This is a genomic window from Streptococcus sp. 2022WUSS135, assembly GCF_044427045.1.
Lineage (GTDB): Bacteria > Bacillota > Bacilli > Lactobacillales > Streptococcaceae > Streptococcus > Streptococcus hashimotonensis.
The window spans coordinates 50,811-65,476 of record NZ_JAOTGL010000005.1 but is presented as its reverse complement, the minus strand read 5'-3'; the positions used below and the strand labels follow the sequence as shown (position 1 = coordinate 65,476).

Here is a 14,666-nt window from a genome sequence, read left to right as displayed (position 1 = left end):
ATATGGCAGAAAAAATCCTGATGAGAGAGGGACGGTTAATTGTCCCAGATCGTCCCGTTATTCCTTATATTGAAGGAGATGGTATTGGCAGGGATATTTGGTCAGTCAGTCAAAAAGTTATTGATGCTGCGGTGAAAAAAGCCTATGCAGGTCAACGTTCTATTCAGTGGAGGGAGGTTTTGGCGGGAGAAAAGGCATATGAATTAACGGGAACTTCTTTGCCGAATGAGACACTGTCAATAATCCGTGAGTATCTAGTTGCAATCAAAGGTCCCTTGGGGACGCCGATTGGGAAAGGTCATCGTTCTCTTAATGTTGCGCTTCGTCAAGAATTAGATTTGTATGCCTGTGTGCGCCCGATTCGCTATTTTAAGGGGGTGCCAAGTCTGCTGAAAGAGCCTGAAAAGACAGATATTACTATTTTTCGTGAAAATACAGAAGATATTTATGCAGGTATTGAATGGGAGGCTGGTTCGGATGAAGTTGCCAAAGTCATTTCCTTTCTGCAAGAAGAAATGGGAGTGGTGAATATTCGTTTTCCAGAATCTTCAAGTATTGGTATCAAACCGATTTCGGAAGAAGGGAGTAAACGCCTCATTCGCTCTGCAATAGAATATGCCTTAGAACATCAACTGAAGATAGTGACCTTAGTTCATAAGGGAAATATTCAAAAGTTTACAGAAGGCGGTTTCCGCAAGTGGGGTTATGAATTGGCGAAAGAAGAATTTGCTACAGAACTTGCAGAGGGGACTTTGGTAATGAATGACATTATTGCGGATAACTTTCTGCAGCAGATTTTATTGGCGCCGGAAAACTTCCAAGTGGTTGCTCTTACAAATCTAAATGGAGATTATGCATCAGATGCTCTTGCGGCACAGGTCGGAGGAATAGGCATCTCACCGGGTGCTAACATTAATTATCAGACAGGTCATGCTATCTTTGAAGCGACACATGGAACTGCTCCTGATATTGCAGGGAAGGATCTGGCTAATCCATGTTCCCTCTTGCTTTCGGCTTGTATGATGTTGGAATATATAGGCTGGAAAGAAGCGGCTACTTTAATTATTCAGGCCTTGGAAGATACTTTTATAAATAAAAATGTTACGCTTGATTTTGCTAAAATTTTGGACGTTGCTCATCTATCTACTAGTCAATTTTCAGAAGTTCTACTAGATTCTATTTAATGAAGAAAAAGTAAAATGAACCTCTCTTTTTATGACGGAAACATGAAAGAAAGGTAAAAAAATCTTGAAAATGATTTCAAAAAGTGGTATAATGTCCTTTGTAAGGGTTATCACAAATAACTCACAATTTTGTAAAAATAAAGGAGAATCCAAATATGGCTTCAAAAGACTTCCACATTGTGGCAGAAACAGGTATCCACGCACGTCCAGCAACTTTGCTTGTGCAAACAGCTAGTAAATTTGCTTCAGACATCACTTTGAACTACAAAGAAAAGTCTGTTAACCTTAAATCTATCATGGGTGTTATGAGTCTTGGTGTTGGTCAAGGCGCTGACGTAACAATCTCTGCTGAAGGTGCTGATGCTGACGATGCAATCGCAGCTATCACTGAAACAATGGAAAAAGAAGGATTGGCATAAGAATATGACAGAAATGCTTAAAGGAATCGCAGCATCAGATGGTGTTGCTGTTGCTAAGGCATATCTACTCGTTCAGCCAGATTTGTCCTTCGAAACTGTTACAGTTGAAGATACAAATGCAGAGGAAGCTCGTTTGGATGCTGCTCTAGAAGCATCTCAAAACGAGCTTTCTGTTATTCGTGAGAACGCAGTAGCTAGCCTAGGTGAAGAGGCCGCAGCCGTATTTGATGCACACTTGATGGTTCTTGCTGACCCAGAAATGATTGGTCAGATTAAGGAAACAATTCGTGCGAAGAAAACAAATGCTGAGACTGGTTTGAAAGAAGTTACGGATATGTTTATCGCTATCTTTGAAGGTATGGAAGATAACCCATACATGCAAGAGCGTGCCGCAGATATTCGTGACGTAGCAAAACGTGTGTTGGCACACTTGCTTGGTGTTCGCTTGCCAAACCCAGCAACTATCGACGAAGAGTCAATCGTTATCGCGCATGACTTGACACCTTCAGATACAGCGCAATTAAACAAACAGTTTGTAAAAGCTTTTGTAACGAACATTGGTGGTCGTACAAGTCACTCAGCTATCATGGCTCGTACACTTGAAATTGCTGCTGTTTTGGGTACAAATAACATTACTGAAATCGTTAAAGACGGTGATGTATTGGCTGTTAACGGTATCACAGGTGATGTAGTGATTAACCCTTCTGACGAAGTGATTGCAGAATTTAAAGCAGCTGGTGAAGCCTATGCTAAACAAAAAGCGGAATGGGCACTTTTGAAAGATGCTCAAACAGTTACAGCTGACGGCAAACACTTTGAATTGGCAGCAAACATCGGTACACCAAAAGACGTTGAAGGTGTAAATGATAACGGTGCAGAAGCTGTTGGTCTTTACCGTACAGAATTCTTGTACATGGACTCACAAGACTTCCCAACAGAAGACGAGCAATACGAAGCTTACAAGGCTGTTCTTGAAGGTATGAACGGCAAGCCTGTTGTGGTTCGTACAATGGATATTGGTGGTGATAAGGAGCTTCCTTACTTTGACCTTCCACACGAAATGAACCCATTCCTTGGTTTCCGTGCCCTTCGTATCTCTATCTCTGAGACTGGTAACCAAATGTTCCGTACTCAGTTGCGTGCCCTTCTTCGTTCATCTGTACATGGTAAACTTCGTATCATGTTCCCAATGGTTGCCTTGTTGACTGAATTCCGTGCAGCAAAAGCAATCCTTGATGAAGAAAAAGCAAACTTGTTGGCTGAAGGTGTAGCAGTTGCAGATGATATCCAAGTTGGTATCATGATTGAAATCCCTGCAGCAGCAATGCTTGCAGATCAATTTGCCAAAGAAGTTGACTTCTTCTCAATCGGTACGAACGACCTTATCCAGTACACAATGGCTGCAGACCGTATGAATGAACAAGTTTCATACCTCTACCAACCATATAACCCATCAATCCTTCGCTTGATTAACAACGTTATCAAGGCTGCACATGCAGAAGGCAAGTGGGCTGGTATGTGTGGTGAGATGGCTGGTGATCAACAAGCTGTTCCACTTCTTGTAGGTATGGGCTTGGACGAGTTCTCTATGAGTGCAACATCTGTACTTCGTACACGTAGCCTTATGAAGAAACTTGATACAGCTAAGATGGAAGAATATGCTCACCGTGCCTTGACAGAATGTGCAACGGCAGAAGAAGTTCTTGAACTTCAAAAAGAGTATGTTGATTTCGATTAATCATTGAAAAAAAGTAGGGAATTGAATCCTTGCTTTTTGTGTGCTTAGTTTTTCTGATAAAACTTGTTGTATTGGTAGATAGGGTCAAAGGTAAGATTGATGCCTAATTTACGAAGAACACTCTTATCTTCGTCAGATAAAATGACTGTTGAGTGAGCTTCGCTACCATTTAATTGCCCTAATTCTTTCATGGTACGTGCAGCAAGAGGGCTGTCTTGTGCAGTAATGGCAAGGGCGTTAAGAATCTCACTTGCATCGAGTCGTGTATTGGTCTTATCCAGATAATCTGCCTTCAATTCTTGAATTGGACGGATGTAGTTTGGTTCGATAAGAAGTGTTTCATCATCGATTTGTGCGATTTGCTTGATGGCATTGAGAAGAACAGTTGCAGTTGGTTTGAGGAGGTCTGATGTTTTACCTGTTACAATCTCTCCAGTTGGCAACTGAATAGCAAGGGCAGGGCTAGTTGTCAGCTCTGCTTTTTCGCGCGCAGCGATAACAACCTTACGATCTGCTGGTGTCACACCGACTTCATTCATGAGGAGTTCAATCTTTTTAACTGCTTGCTCGCTCACCCGCTCTGCCTTGAAATCAACCAAGGTCTGGTAGTAGCGGCGGATGATTTCTTGCTTGGATGCTTCGATAGCCGCTTCCTCATCAACGATGGAATAACCCACCATGTTAACGCCCATGTCTGTCGGTGAGGCGTATGGTGATTTGTTCAAAATACGTTCAAAGGTACGGTTGAGGACAGGGAAGACCTCGATGTCACGGTTGTAGTTGACCGCAGTTTTGCCGTAGGTTTGCAGGTGGAAGGGGTCGATCATGTTGAGGTCGTCCAGGTCGGCAGTTGCCGCCTCATAGGCCAGGTTGACTGGGTGGTGGAGAGGCAAGTTCCAGACAGGGAAGGTTTCAAACTTAGCATAGCCTGATGTTACGCCGTGCAGTTGGTCGTGGTAAAGTTGGGAGATACAAGTCGCCAATTTACCTGAACCAGGTCCAGGTGCGGTAACAACGACGAGATTGCGACTGGTTTCGATGTAGTCATTTTTGCCCATACCTTCTGGTGAGATGATGTGGTCAATATCAGAAGGATAGCCTTTGATTGGGTAGTGGAGATAGGACTTGATACCATGTTTTTCCAATTGCTTGCGGAAGGCATCCGCAGCTGGTTGGTTGCGGTATTGGGTAATGACGACAGAACCAACATAAATATCAATATCATTGAAGGTGTCAATCAAGCGGAAGACTTCTTGGTCATAAGAAATACCCAAGTCACCACGTGCCTTAGAATGTTCGATGTTGCTGGCATTGATGGCGATGACGATTTCTACTTGGTCTTTCAACTCTTGGAGGAGTTTGATTTTGTTATCTGGTTCATAGCCAGGTAAAACACGAGCTGCGTGGAAATCTTCCAGCATCTTTCCGCCAAATTCCATATAGAGCTTGCCTTCAAACTGAGCAATTCGTTCTAAAATATGGTCACGTTGCAAATTCAAATATTTATTTGAATCAAATGCGATGTTCTTCATCCAATAAGTCCTCCAAATGTGTAATTTTCTCTGGGAAAAACAAAAATAGCTCCCTAAAACTAGGGAGCCTTTTCTCCGACCTCTCAAAAGAGGTGCCCGAACAATACTATAACAAACTGTGCTAATCTTGTCAAGAAAAAGTCAGATGGAACAAAAATTAAACAAATGTTTAAAAAATATTTAATTTTTATAAAATTAAGTATTGAATTTATTTAAATAAAGTGTAAAATAATATTAAACGAATATTTAATTGATGTTTAAGGAGATGTTTATGAAAAAACTAGTCAACAATACATTATTCCTATCTAGCTTTGTGGCAGACTTGATTTCCAACTTTGGAGACACGCTTTATTATCTGGCTTTGATGAACTATGTCTTGTTTCTACCAGATACCAAGTTTGCCTTGGCTATGATTACGGCTTCTGAAACTTTGCCGATTTTGGCAGGTCTCTTTATCGGGATTTGGGCAGATAAGACGAAAAATAAATTGGATACCATTCTTGCAACACTGCTGGTTCGTGTTGGTCTTTATGCCCTTGTTGGCTTCCTAATGGGATTTGCCCCAGCCCTCTGGATTGTAGCAGTCGTATGTGTCATCAATTTCCTGTCTGATTTGGCAGGTCAATATGAAAATGGTCTTTATCTGCCTGTCAGCCTGCGGGTTGTGGCAGCAGATGATCGCGAAACAGCCATGGCCTTCAAAATGACAGTCAAATCACTCTTGCAGATTGCCTTTCAAGCTAGCGGAGCCATCCTGATTGGTTTTATGTCCTATCAACAACTTGCCTTCTTAAACGCTGGAACCTTCTTGGCTAGTCTTGCTATTATGCTAGTGATTCGTCCTGCTATCGCTAAACTATTGAAGGAAAATCCAATCCAGCAGGCCGAGCAAGTAGAAACTGAAGCTGGGATTGTCAAAGGAATTGGTCAGAGTATCAAAGAATCTTACCAAGCTGTGCAGAATATTCCTGTACTTAAAGCGTCAATCATCACCATTGCTAGCTTGAATGCCATCTTTACAGCTCTCTCTCCCTTGGTGGTTTTAAATATGAAGGAGTTTTCAGATTTTGTAATTGTCAATGCGGGGACAACTGTGGCTTTGATTTCCATTCTCTTCTCAGTTGGTAGTATTTTAGGTTCAAGCTTGGGTATGGCAACCTTTAAAAATGTCAGCCTAATCAACCTGCTCAAGTTCTCTACTCTTATGCCAGTCTTACTTTTTTTAGGGATTTTTCTTCACAATATCTATATGGTGCTAGCAGTTCTCTTCGTAACGGCAATGACCTTGGGCGTTTTCAATCCTAAAATGAATGCCCTTGTGTTGAACGAACTACCTGAAGATAAATTGGCGACAGTTGGTGGAGGGATTGATGCCTTCTGTCAGATTGGTATGGTAGCAGGTCAAGCCTTGGTAGCTCTGCTGGTGACTCTTCTTTCTGCGACAAGTATTTCTCTCATCTTCCTCTTGCTTTCTGTAGGGTTGTTGGGCTATACTGTTCTTACAGGATCTAAACCTGAAAAGTCATTAGTGAACACTTAGAAAGAAAACTATGAAATTAGATTACCGAGATTATAGAAGCGAGATTGTTGAAAAGTTCTTTATTCCTTTAATCATCACGGAACGTGAAGAGCCGTTTGAGGCAGATTTGTCACAGAAAGAAAGAGACATTCTCAAAGATGCTTTGGACATTCGAGATGAAATAGAGGAAAAGCTGGCGGATTATCGTCAGGAAGTTAACGAGGTCTTTGTTTGGGGCCATATCTTTACAATCCTGCACACCCTGTATTTCTACCTCTTGGATCAAGGACAGGATCCTAAGACAGTCGAGGAAGCCTGTCAGTTGATTTTAAAGCTGTCCCAAGATGAAGTCGAAGATGCCATGCGGACCATGTTGGCGTCAGAAAATGAAGGTCAGCGAGAGAAAGACCTCAGTCTCATGGAACTCTTGGAGAATACGGGCAAAAAACCAGCTGATAAATGGTATTGGTCACTGGCTATCCGCAATCCTTTGGAAACTGTTGAGCGGTCTATCGCTCTCTTGGACAAGATGCTTCCAATCTACCAGCCCTATTTTGAAGAGGCAAGGGCGGAGCGTGAAAAATTTGCTCAGGAATTTGATATTGAAAAACTCTATCGAGAATCCAAGCAATTAGCCATGACCAGCCTGGATAGCTTAGGTGTAGAAACTGCCCAATTCTTCGTTCTCAGTCCCTGGAATTATTGGTTTGCTTATTATGGCAACGAAGAATTTGACTATATGAAAGTCGCTCTTTTGGCTTCCTGTCGAATTGATCAGATTATGCTGTCAAATGACGAGCTGGATCTGGATGATTTGACAACGGTTCTCAAGGTTATCAGCGATAGTACGCGTTATCAGGTCTTGGTGGAGTTGACCAAGCCCCATGCCAAGAGCAAGGATATTGCAGAACGTCTGGCTATTACAGGGGCAGCGGTATCCTTCCACACCCAAAAGCTGATTAACGGCGACCTGCTTCTCTTTAATGCCAAAGACAAGAATGTCAAATACAGTGTCAATCGGGATTTACTCCAACAGGTGATTGATAAGTTGAAAGAGGATTTTGATTTGTAAAAAAGCCTTGTAAGTTAGATCTTACAAGGTTCTTTTGTGCTTATACTCTTCGAAAATCAAAATCAGACGTTGTTGACTTGATTTGATGAACTTCAGATCTATCCGCATCTTACGGTCACGAACCAAGTTCGTCTAATTTCCGACCTCCAACAGTCTATTCCCAGACTGTTGGAGCTAGTCTGTTTTTGATTTTCATTGAGTATTAATGATTAACCAGCTGAGCAGTTGGCAAGTGATGATGGTGATAAGGAAGACTAACCAACCTTGCTGTATTTTGGTCAGGGCACTAGTTTCTAGGAAGAAAAAGCTGATTTCGACTGGGATAACATGGATAAAATAATAATAGCTGGCGTATTCTTTGAGAAATTGGAATTTTTTTTGGCGGAAGAGGTCTGTGGTCAGGGTCCAGGCGACTAGATAGGCTGTGAATGGAATCAGGCTAAATAGAAAGTTCTTATCGTAGCCCTGATTGAGATAGATGATTGTAGCCTCAACAGTTAAAAGAGCTATGCAGACAAGTAGTTTGGTCTTTTGTCTGTATTGGAAAATGGGTTGATTGAGTTTGTCGGCTAGGTAAAAGCCTGTCAGGACAAAAATCGGTGCGTAGAAGAGGCCGTTACGGCTGGTGAAAAAGAAGGTTTTGTAGCTGTCAAATGCGGTCAGGAAAATCGATTCTGCTAGGTAGGAGGAGTAGGTTTCGACTGAGCCTAGAAGATATAGAAGGCAGGCTAGACAAGCTGTGATGCGTCAGCCCCATTTCTCCAAGGAAAAATGGACGAGGACAAGACCTAGAAAGAAGGCGGGCATGTACCAGAGTTGGTAGCTGGTGCCGGTGTAGGTTAGTCCGACTAGGAGTGCGAGGGGATAGTAGGGGAAGGGGATTTCTTGGAGTGTTAGGTAGATGAGGTAGAAGGGGAGGTAGAGGACGGACCAGGTCAGGTACTGTTTGCTGTAGCGGATGAGGTATTGCTTGGAGAGGCTGGGATAGTTACGTCTGAGGAAGAAGCTGGCTGTGACCATGAAGTAGGGAACGACCATGCGACTAAAGATGGATTTTTGGATGAAGTGGAGCTGGTCTGCTTCAAATAGTCTGCGGCAATGGAGGGCGATGACTAAAATAGCTCCGGTGAACTGGATGAGGGAGAGCAGGGATGTATTGAGTGGTTTTGTCTTATTTTGCATGTTAATATTTTTCTTTTTTCTTCCATTTTATCGAAATCTGATGAATATGTAAATGTTTGCAAAAAGATGTGGAGAGGTGCTGGCTGAAACTTAGTTGACAAGAGAAGTCCAGTGGAAAATATGGTATAATGTTAGGACGGAGTAAATGTAAACCATCTATTTCGTTTAAGTTAGAAAGGAGCATATAGATGAAAGATTTACATGCAAAATTATTGGCTGATTTTGGGATTGATTTTTCGGATTTGAATTTATTAGAAACTGCTTTTACCCATACTTCTTATGCCAATGAGCATCGCCTTCTAAAAATTTCACATAATGAGCGCTTGGAATTTTTAGGAGACGCTGTTCTCCAGTTGATGATTTCCAAATATCTCTATCAAAAATATCCTGATAGACCCGAAGGTGAGATGTCCAAGTTGCGTTCGACCTTTGTACGTGAGGAGTCTTTGGCTGGTTTTTCGCGTGCTTGTGGTTTTGATCGGTTTCTTCGTCTTGGTAAGGGTGAGGAGAAATCTGGCGGACGCAATCGCGATACCATTCTAGGAGATGCTTTCGAGGCGTTCTTAGGAGCTCTGCTATTGGACAAGGGGGAAAAGACCGTGGAGGAATTTATCCATAAGGTCATGATTCCTCGCTTGGAAAAAGGGAATTTTGAGCGCGTGACCGACTATAAGACTGCTTTGCAGGAAATTTTGCAGGTCAATGGTGAGATTGCTATTTCGTATCAAGTAATAGCTGAGTCTGGTCCTGCCCATGATAAGACCTTTGAAGTGGAGGTATCTGCTGATCAGCGTGTGATTGGTCGTGGTCGTGGTCGCTCTAAGAAATTAGCTGAACAAGCCGCCGCCAAAAATGCTGTGGAGGCTAGAGGATAGGTATGTATCTAAAATCAATTGAAATGCAGGGCTTTAAGTCCTTTGCGGATAAGACCAAAGTCGTCTTTGACCGTGGAGTGACTGCTGTTGTAGGGCCGAATGGTTCTGGCAAGTCCAATATTACAGAAAGTCTACGTTGGGCCTTGGGAGAGTCGTCTGCTAAAAGCCTACGTGGAGGCAAGATGCCCGATGTTATCTTTGCAGGAACGGAAAGCCGTAAGGCTCTTAACTATGCCTCGGTAGTGGTGACCTTGGATAATTCTAGCGGATTTATCGCGGATAAGGCTAAGGAAATTAAGGTTGAACGCCACATTTATCGATCTGGTGATAGTGAGTACCTGATTGATGGGAAAAAGGTTCGCTTACGGGATATTCATGACCTTTTCATGGATACTGGCTTGGGTCGGGATTCTTTCTCCATTATTTCTCAAGGGCGGGTTGAAGCCATTTTTAATTCCAAGCCTGAGGAACGCCGTGCAATTTTTGAAGAGGCGGCAGGGGTCTTAAAATACAAGACTCGTAAGAAAGAAACAGAAAGTAAGCTGGCACAGGCCCAGGGCAACTTGGACCGCTTGGATGATATTATCTATGAACTGGATAATCAGGTCAAGCCATTGGAGAAACAGGCACAAACTGCTAAGAAATTTCTAGAATTAGATGGTCAACGTAAGGAATTATACTTAGATGTTTTGGTGGCTCAGTTGTCGCTTGGTAAGGAAAAGTTATCGGAAAAAGAAGCCGAACTAGAGTCTGTCAAAACTGAATTGACTAGCTACTACAAACAGCGTTCTGAGCTGGAGCAAGAAAATCAGAACTTGAAAGAGAAGCGCCACCGCCTGTCAGAACAATTGGAGCGTGAACAGGCAGTTTTGTTGGATTTGACCAAGTTAATCAGTGATTTGGAGCGAAAAATTGAGGTCCATAAACTGGAATCTAGTCAAAACGAATCAAGTCGTCAAGAAGCGCAGGCGCGTTTGGAAAACTTGTTGACTAGACGAGAGCAGTTGGCAGAACAGATTGAGCAAAAGCAAGAAACACTTGCGCAATTAGATAGTTCCTTATCAAGCTTGAAAGACGATATTGCTGCGGTAGACAAAGAAATTTCCTACTTTTCAGAAGATCCTGATCAGGTTTTAGATCATCTGCGAGAACAGTATGTTGCTCTGATGCAGGAAGAGGCAGAAGCTTCAAACCGTCTGACCAAGATTCAGCAGGATATTGCCAATCAAATCAGTCTTTCTGAGAGTAAATCTGAAGACTTGGCACGCTTGCAGACGGAAAAACAAACAGCTCAAGAAGTACTTGATAAGAGTCGGAAAAGCTTAGAAGAGGCTGATCAGGTTTTACGCCAGTTACTTGAGAGCTATCAGACCCAAAAAACAGAATTGGAACAAGCCCAGACTGCTTATCAGGCTGAGCAAGGTCGCTTGTTTGATTTGCTGGATCAGTTGAAAGGCAAACAGGCTCGCCAGTCTAGTTTAGAAGCTATCTTGAAAAATCACTCCAATTTTTACGCGGGGGTCAAGGCTGTCTTACAGGCGGCACCAAGCTTAGGAGGAATTATTGGAGCAGTCAGTGAACAACTGACCTTCGATACTCGCTACCAGACAGCCCTGGAAATTGCTCTTGGTGGTGCTAGTCAAAACGTCATCGTTGAAGATGAAGCGACTGCTAAACGAGCTATCGCATTTTTGAAAGAAAAACGGCAAGGGCGGGCAACCTTCTTACCTCTGACAACTGTCAAGCCACGTCAGCTTTCTGGACAGCAAATCACTTTACTAGAATCTTCCGCTGGATTTTTGGGGCTTGCAAGTGATTTGGTGACTTATCAGCCAAATTTAGATACGATTTTCCAAAATTTGCTAGGCACTATCGCAATTTTTGACACCATTGACCATGCCAATCAGGCAGCGCGGGCAACCAAGTTTCAAGTGCGTATGGTGACCATGGATGGAGCGGAAATCCGTCCTGGTGGAGCCTTTGCTGGTGGTAGCAATCGAAATAACAGCACGACCTTTATCAAACCAGAACTCGATGCTCTTTTAGGAGAAATAGCAGAGCTGTCCAGCCAGTTGCAGGAGCAAGAAAGCTTGGTTGCAGCTAAGAAAACTAGCTTAGACCAGACCAGAGAAGCCTTGGAAACGATTAAGGCTGAGGGGGAAGAAGCTAGATTGAACCAGCAGAGCGCAAGGATTCATCAGGAACAGGCAGAAAATAGACTGGTTCAGCTATCAGCCCAGTATGACCTGCAAATGAGTCAGGTTAGTCCGACCATTTTGACTGAGCTAGAAGAGGCTGCTACTAAGGAAGAAGTAAATATCCAAGCCTTGAATGAGAAAAAACTAGCCTTGGATCAACAAATCAATCAAGTCCGTGATAATCGCGACAGTATTCAAGAAAGCTTGCAGAAACTACAGACTCAGAAGAGTCAACTAACTTTGGGACAGGCTGAACTCACTAGCCAACTTCGTTTTGAACAGACAGATCTGAGACGTCTGCAAGAAGAAAAAGTGGTTGCAGATAAGGAGATTTCTCTTTTAGAGGATATGATTGACCAGAAGCTAGAAGCTCTTGAAGATACTAGTATTGAGATTCTTGAAGAACAATTGCAGGCGGCATCTGATAAGCAAAACCAGACCAATCAGATTCTAATTCGCTTAAAGTTTGAATTGGAAGATATTGATGGGCAGTTTGAAGACTTGGAAGAAAGACTGCAACAAGCTCGGACTAAGAATGATGATTTGATTCGTAAGCAGGCTAAGTTGGAGGCAGATTGTGAGCAAGCGGGCGATAAATTACGGGCTTTACTTGGTAATTTGACCGAGCATTTTAAATTGAGTTTTGAAGCTGCCCAGTCTCAGGCCAAGGAAGTTCAGAATCTTGCAGTTGCTGAACAAAGTCTCAAAGACTTAGAAAGAGCTATTCGTGCTTTGGGTCCAGTCAATTTGGATGCTATTGAGCAGTATGACGAGGTTAATAATCGCCTTACCTTCCTCAATGAGCAACGGACAGATATTTTGTCGGCGCGTGATTTACTACTAGATACTATCCACGAGATGGATGATGAAGTCAAAGAGCGCTTCAAGGTTACTTTTGAAGCTATTCGTGAAAGCTTTAAGCAGACATTCAAACAAATGTTTGGCGGTGGTTCAGCGGATTTGATTTTGACAGAAGGTGACCTATTGACTGCGGGTGTGGAGATTTCAGTTCAACCTCCGGGTAAGAAAATTCAATCTCTCAATCTTATGTCAGGTGGCGAAAAAGCCCTTTCGGCCCTCGCTCTGCTATTTTCCATTATCCGTGTTAAGACCATTCCTTTTGTAATTCTCGATGAGGTGGAGGCAGCCTTGGATGAGGCAAATGTCAAACGTTTTGGTGACTATCTCAACCGTTTTGATAAGGAAAGTCAGTTTATCGTCGTGACCCACCGTAAAGGGACCATGGCGGCAGCGGATGCCATGTATGGGGTGACCATGCAGGAATCTGGCGTGTCTAAGATTGTTTCCGTTAAGCTGAAAGATGTGGAGAAATTATGATTAACAAAATTTACGCCAGTGATATGGATGGTACCTTTTTACGAGAAGACCATAGTTTTGATAAGGACCGGTTTCGTCGTATACTGAATCAGTTTAAAGAAAAAGGTTATTTATTTGTGGCAGCAAGTGGGCGATCTATGCAAAGCCTGAAACTTGTTTTTGAAGATTTTGTAGATGAAATCGGTTTTGTTGCAGAAAATGGTTCAATCGTTGAATACCAGGGGCAGACTATCTTTATGGATGATCCAATTAGTCCTGAAATCTATCTGCCGATTATCGCGGGTATTGATGCAGGTCCCTTTGGTAGCAGTCGGTCCATGGTGCTGTCTGGTCTCGAAAACTTTTATTTATTAAAAAATGCTGAGCCTCAGTTTTTAGAAGCGATGACGAATTATTATGCACATTTTCGATTGGTAGACACATTTGAAGAAGTTGGAGAAGAGATTATAAAAATCAATGCCAAATTTTCTCCTGAGGAAATGGACGATGCCAGACGATGGTTAAATGATACATTTGAAGGTGTAACAGCCATGACAACTGGTTTTGACAATATTGATATAATTCCAAATGGTTCAAATAAATCAGTTGGATTGAGTCATCTCTGTGCTCATTTTGGAATTGCCCGTCAGGATATAGTGGTATTTGGTGATAATCAAAATGATTTGGATATGTTTGACTTTGCAGGTCTAGCTCTTGCGACAGAAAATGCAAGAGAGGAAGTGAAAGCTCGGGCAGATTTGATGATTGGTCATTGCAATGATGGAGCAGTATTAGCCTATTTAGAGGAGGAAGTAAATGGCAATTAAGTTGATTGCATTGGATTTAGATGGAACACTTCTGACATCGGACAAACGGATTTCAGAAGCTAATAAAAAGGCCTTGCAGGCAGCGCGTGAGCGTGGAGTTTATGTAGTTCTGACAACAGGGCGTCCTTTACAAGCTATCGGTACTTTTCTAGAAGAACTAGATCTGCTAGGGGAGAATCAATATTCGATTACATTTAACGGTGGTCTAGTCCAGGAAAATACAGGTCGGGTTTTGGATAAGGTTGGCTTCACTATTGAAGATGTGCGCACCATCCGTCGTGTGACAAATGATTTGGACCTGCCTCTGGATGTTCTCTATGGTGGTGATGTCTATTCTCTACCATCAGCCCATGAATCACTTTATCTAACTTGTAATCCATTGCTTAATAAAATTGTGGCAAGTGATGAGGAAATGCCAGAAGATTTTGTCTACAATAAGGCAGTCTCAGCAGTAGATGCAGCATTTCTAGATGGACAAATTCCAAAAATTCCTGCAGAACTTCACGAGCGCTTCGAGATTTTCAAATCGCGTGATATTCTGCTCGAATGGAGTCCAAAAGGTGTCCACAAGGCAAATGGTTTGGCTAAGTTGATTGGACATCTGGGGATTGATCAGTCAGAAGTTATGGCCTGTGGTGATGAAGGAAATGATCTTTCCATGATTGAATGGGCTGGTTTGGGTGTTGCCATGGCGAATGCGACTGATGAAATCAAGTCTTCGGCCAACCTTGTCCTGCCAAAAACCAATGATGAAGATGGCATTGCTTGGGCCATCGAGCACTATGTATTGAATGAGGACTAGT

11 protein-coding genes are annotated in these 14,666 nt (G+C 42.6%); 9 read left to right on the top strand and 2 right to left on the bottom strand.

The window, feature by feature from the left end; all coding sequences use genetic code 11:
* Positions 1–2 precede the first annotated feature (2 nt).
* The 3 genes from icd (at position 3) to ptsP (ending at position 3,341) form a co-directional block, all read left to right on the top strand.
* Positions 3–1,184, top strand: coding sequence for an NADP-dependent isocitrate dehydrogenase (gene icd, locus ODU45_RS03040; protein WP_398580745.1), 1,182 nt, complete (start codon positions 3–5; stop codon positions 1,182–1,184).
* Positions 1,185–1,339: 155 nt separating this feature from the next.
* The gene (locus ODU45_RS03035; RefSeq protein WP_002936050.1) at positions 1,340–1,603 is read left to right on the top strand and encodes a phosphocarrier protein HPr; all 264 of its coding nucleotides are present in this window, start codon (positions 1,340–1,342) and stop codon (positions 1,601–1,603) included.
* Positions 1,604–1,607: 4 nt separating this feature from the next.
* Positions 1,608–3,341: a phosphoenolpyruvate--protein phosphotransferase gene (ptsP, locus tag ODU45_RS03030; protein WP_105148367.1), complete on the top strand. Its 1,734-nt coding sequence runs from the start codon at positions 1,608–1,610 to the stop codon at positions 3,339–3,341.
* A gap of 44 nt (positions 3,342–3,385) precedes the next feature.
* Here ptsP and ODU45_RS03025 read toward each other — a convergent pair whose 3' ends face one another.
* Entirely contained in the window at positions 3,386–4,873 is a 1,488-nt protein-coding gene (locus ODU45_RS03025; RefSeq protein ID WP_398580744.1) for a DUF1846 domain-containing protein, read from the bottom strand.
* Between the two features lie 271 nt (positions 4,874–5,144).
* Between ODU45_RS03025 and ODU45_RS03020 the strand changes: the two genes are divergently transcribed.
* The gene (locus ODU45_RS03020) at positions 5,145–6,413 is read left to right on the top strand and encodes an MFS transporter (RefSeq protein WP_398580743.1); all 1,269 of its coding nucleotides are present in this window, start codon (positions 5,145–5,147) and stop codon (positions 6,411–6,413) included.
* A gap of 10 nt (positions 6,414–6,423) precedes the next feature.
* Entirely contained in the window at positions 6,424–7,464 is a 1,041-nt protein-coding gene (locus ODU45_RS03015; RefSeq protein WP_398580742.1) for an ArsR/SmtB family transcription factor, read from the top strand.
* Between the two features lie 747 nt (positions 7,465–8,211).
* Here ODU45_RS03015 and ODU45_RS03010 read toward each other — a convergent pair.
* Complete coding sequence (locus ODU45_RS03010) at positions 8,212–8,646, bottom strand: acyltransferase family protein (RefSeq protein WP_238143058.1); 435 nt, start codon at positions 8,644–8,646, stop codon at positions 8,212–8,214.
* A gap of 188 nt (positions 8,647–8,834) precedes the next feature.
* Here ODU45_RS03010 and rnc point away from each other — a divergent pair, with 188 nt between their 5' ends.
* Genes rnc through ODU45_RS02990 form a run of 4 tightly spaced genes read left to right on the top strand, consistent with a single transcriptional unit; the run spans position 8,835 to position 14,665 of the window.
* A complete protein-coding gene (gene rnc / locus ODU45_RS03005) occupies positions 8,835–9,521 on the top strand; it encodes a ribonuclease III (RefSeq protein ID WP_012028264.1) in 687 nt (228 codons plus the stop codon).
* A gap of 2 nt (positions 9,522–9,523) precedes the next feature.
* The gene (gene smc / locus ODU45_RS03000; RefSeq protein ID WP_398580741.1) at positions 9,524–13,057 is read left to right on the top strand and encodes a chromosome segregation protein SMC; all 3,534 of its coding nucleotides are present in this window, start codon (positions 9,524–9,526) and stop codon (positions 13,055–13,057) included.
* Entirely contained in the window at positions 13,054–13,863 is an 810-nt protein-coding gene (locus tag ODU45_RS02995; RefSeq protein ID WP_398580740.1) for a Cof-type HAD-IIB family hydrolase, read from the top strand. Before smc ends, ODU45_RS02995 begins: the two co-directional genes overlap by 4 nt.
* A complete protein-coding gene (locus ODU45_RS02990) occupies positions 13,853–14,665 on the top strand; it encodes a Cof-type HAD-IIB family hydrolase (protein WP_105212150.1) in 813 nt (270 codons plus the stop codon). Before ODU45_RS02995 ends, ODU45_RS02990 begins: the two co-directional genes overlap by 11 nt.
* The last annotated feature ends 1 nt before the right edge of the window (position 14,666 follow it).

Coding starts and splice junctions, on each gene's coding strand:
- smc (WP_398580741.1), top strand. CDS start 9,524: ATGTATCTAAAATCAATTGAAATGCAGGGCTTTAAGTCCTTTGCGGAT.
- ODU45_RS03020 (WP_398580743.1), top strand. CDS start 5,145: ATGAAAAAACTAGTCAACAATACATTATTCCTATCTAGCTTTGTGGCA.
- ODU45_RS03035 (WP_002936050.1), top strand. CDS start 1,340: ATGGCTTCAAAAGACTTCCACATTGTGGCAGAAACAGGTATCCACGCA.
- ODU45_RS02995 (WP_398580740.1), top strand. CDS start 13,054: ATGATTAACAAAATTTACGCCAGTGATATGGATGGTACCTTTTTACGA.
- ODU45_RS03015 (WP_398580742.1), top strand. CDS start 6,424: ATGAAATTAGATTACCGAGATTATAGAAGCGAGATTGTTGAAAAGTTC.
- ODU45_RS03025 (WP_398580744.1), bottom strand. CDS start 4,873: ATGAAGAACATCGCATTTGATTCAAATAAATATTTGAATTTGCAACGT.
- rnc (WP_012028264.1), top strand. CDS start 8,835: ATGAAAGATTTACATGCAAAATTATTGGCTGATTTTGGGATTGATTTT.
- ptsP (WP_105148367.1), top strand. CDS start 1,608: ATGACAGAAATGCTTAAAGGAATCGCAGCATCAGATGGTGTTGCTGTT.
- icd (WP_398580745.1), top strand. CDS start 3: ATGGCAGAAAAAATCCTGATGAGAGAGGGACGGTTAATTGTCCCAGAT.
- ODU45_RS02990 (WP_105212150.1), top strand. CDS start 13,853: ATGGCAATTAAGTTGATTGCATTGGATTTAGATGGAACACTTCTGACA.
- ODU45_RS03010 (WP_238143058.1), bottom strand. CDS start 8,646: ATGCAAAATAAGACAAAACCACTCAATACATCCCTGCTCTCCCTCATC.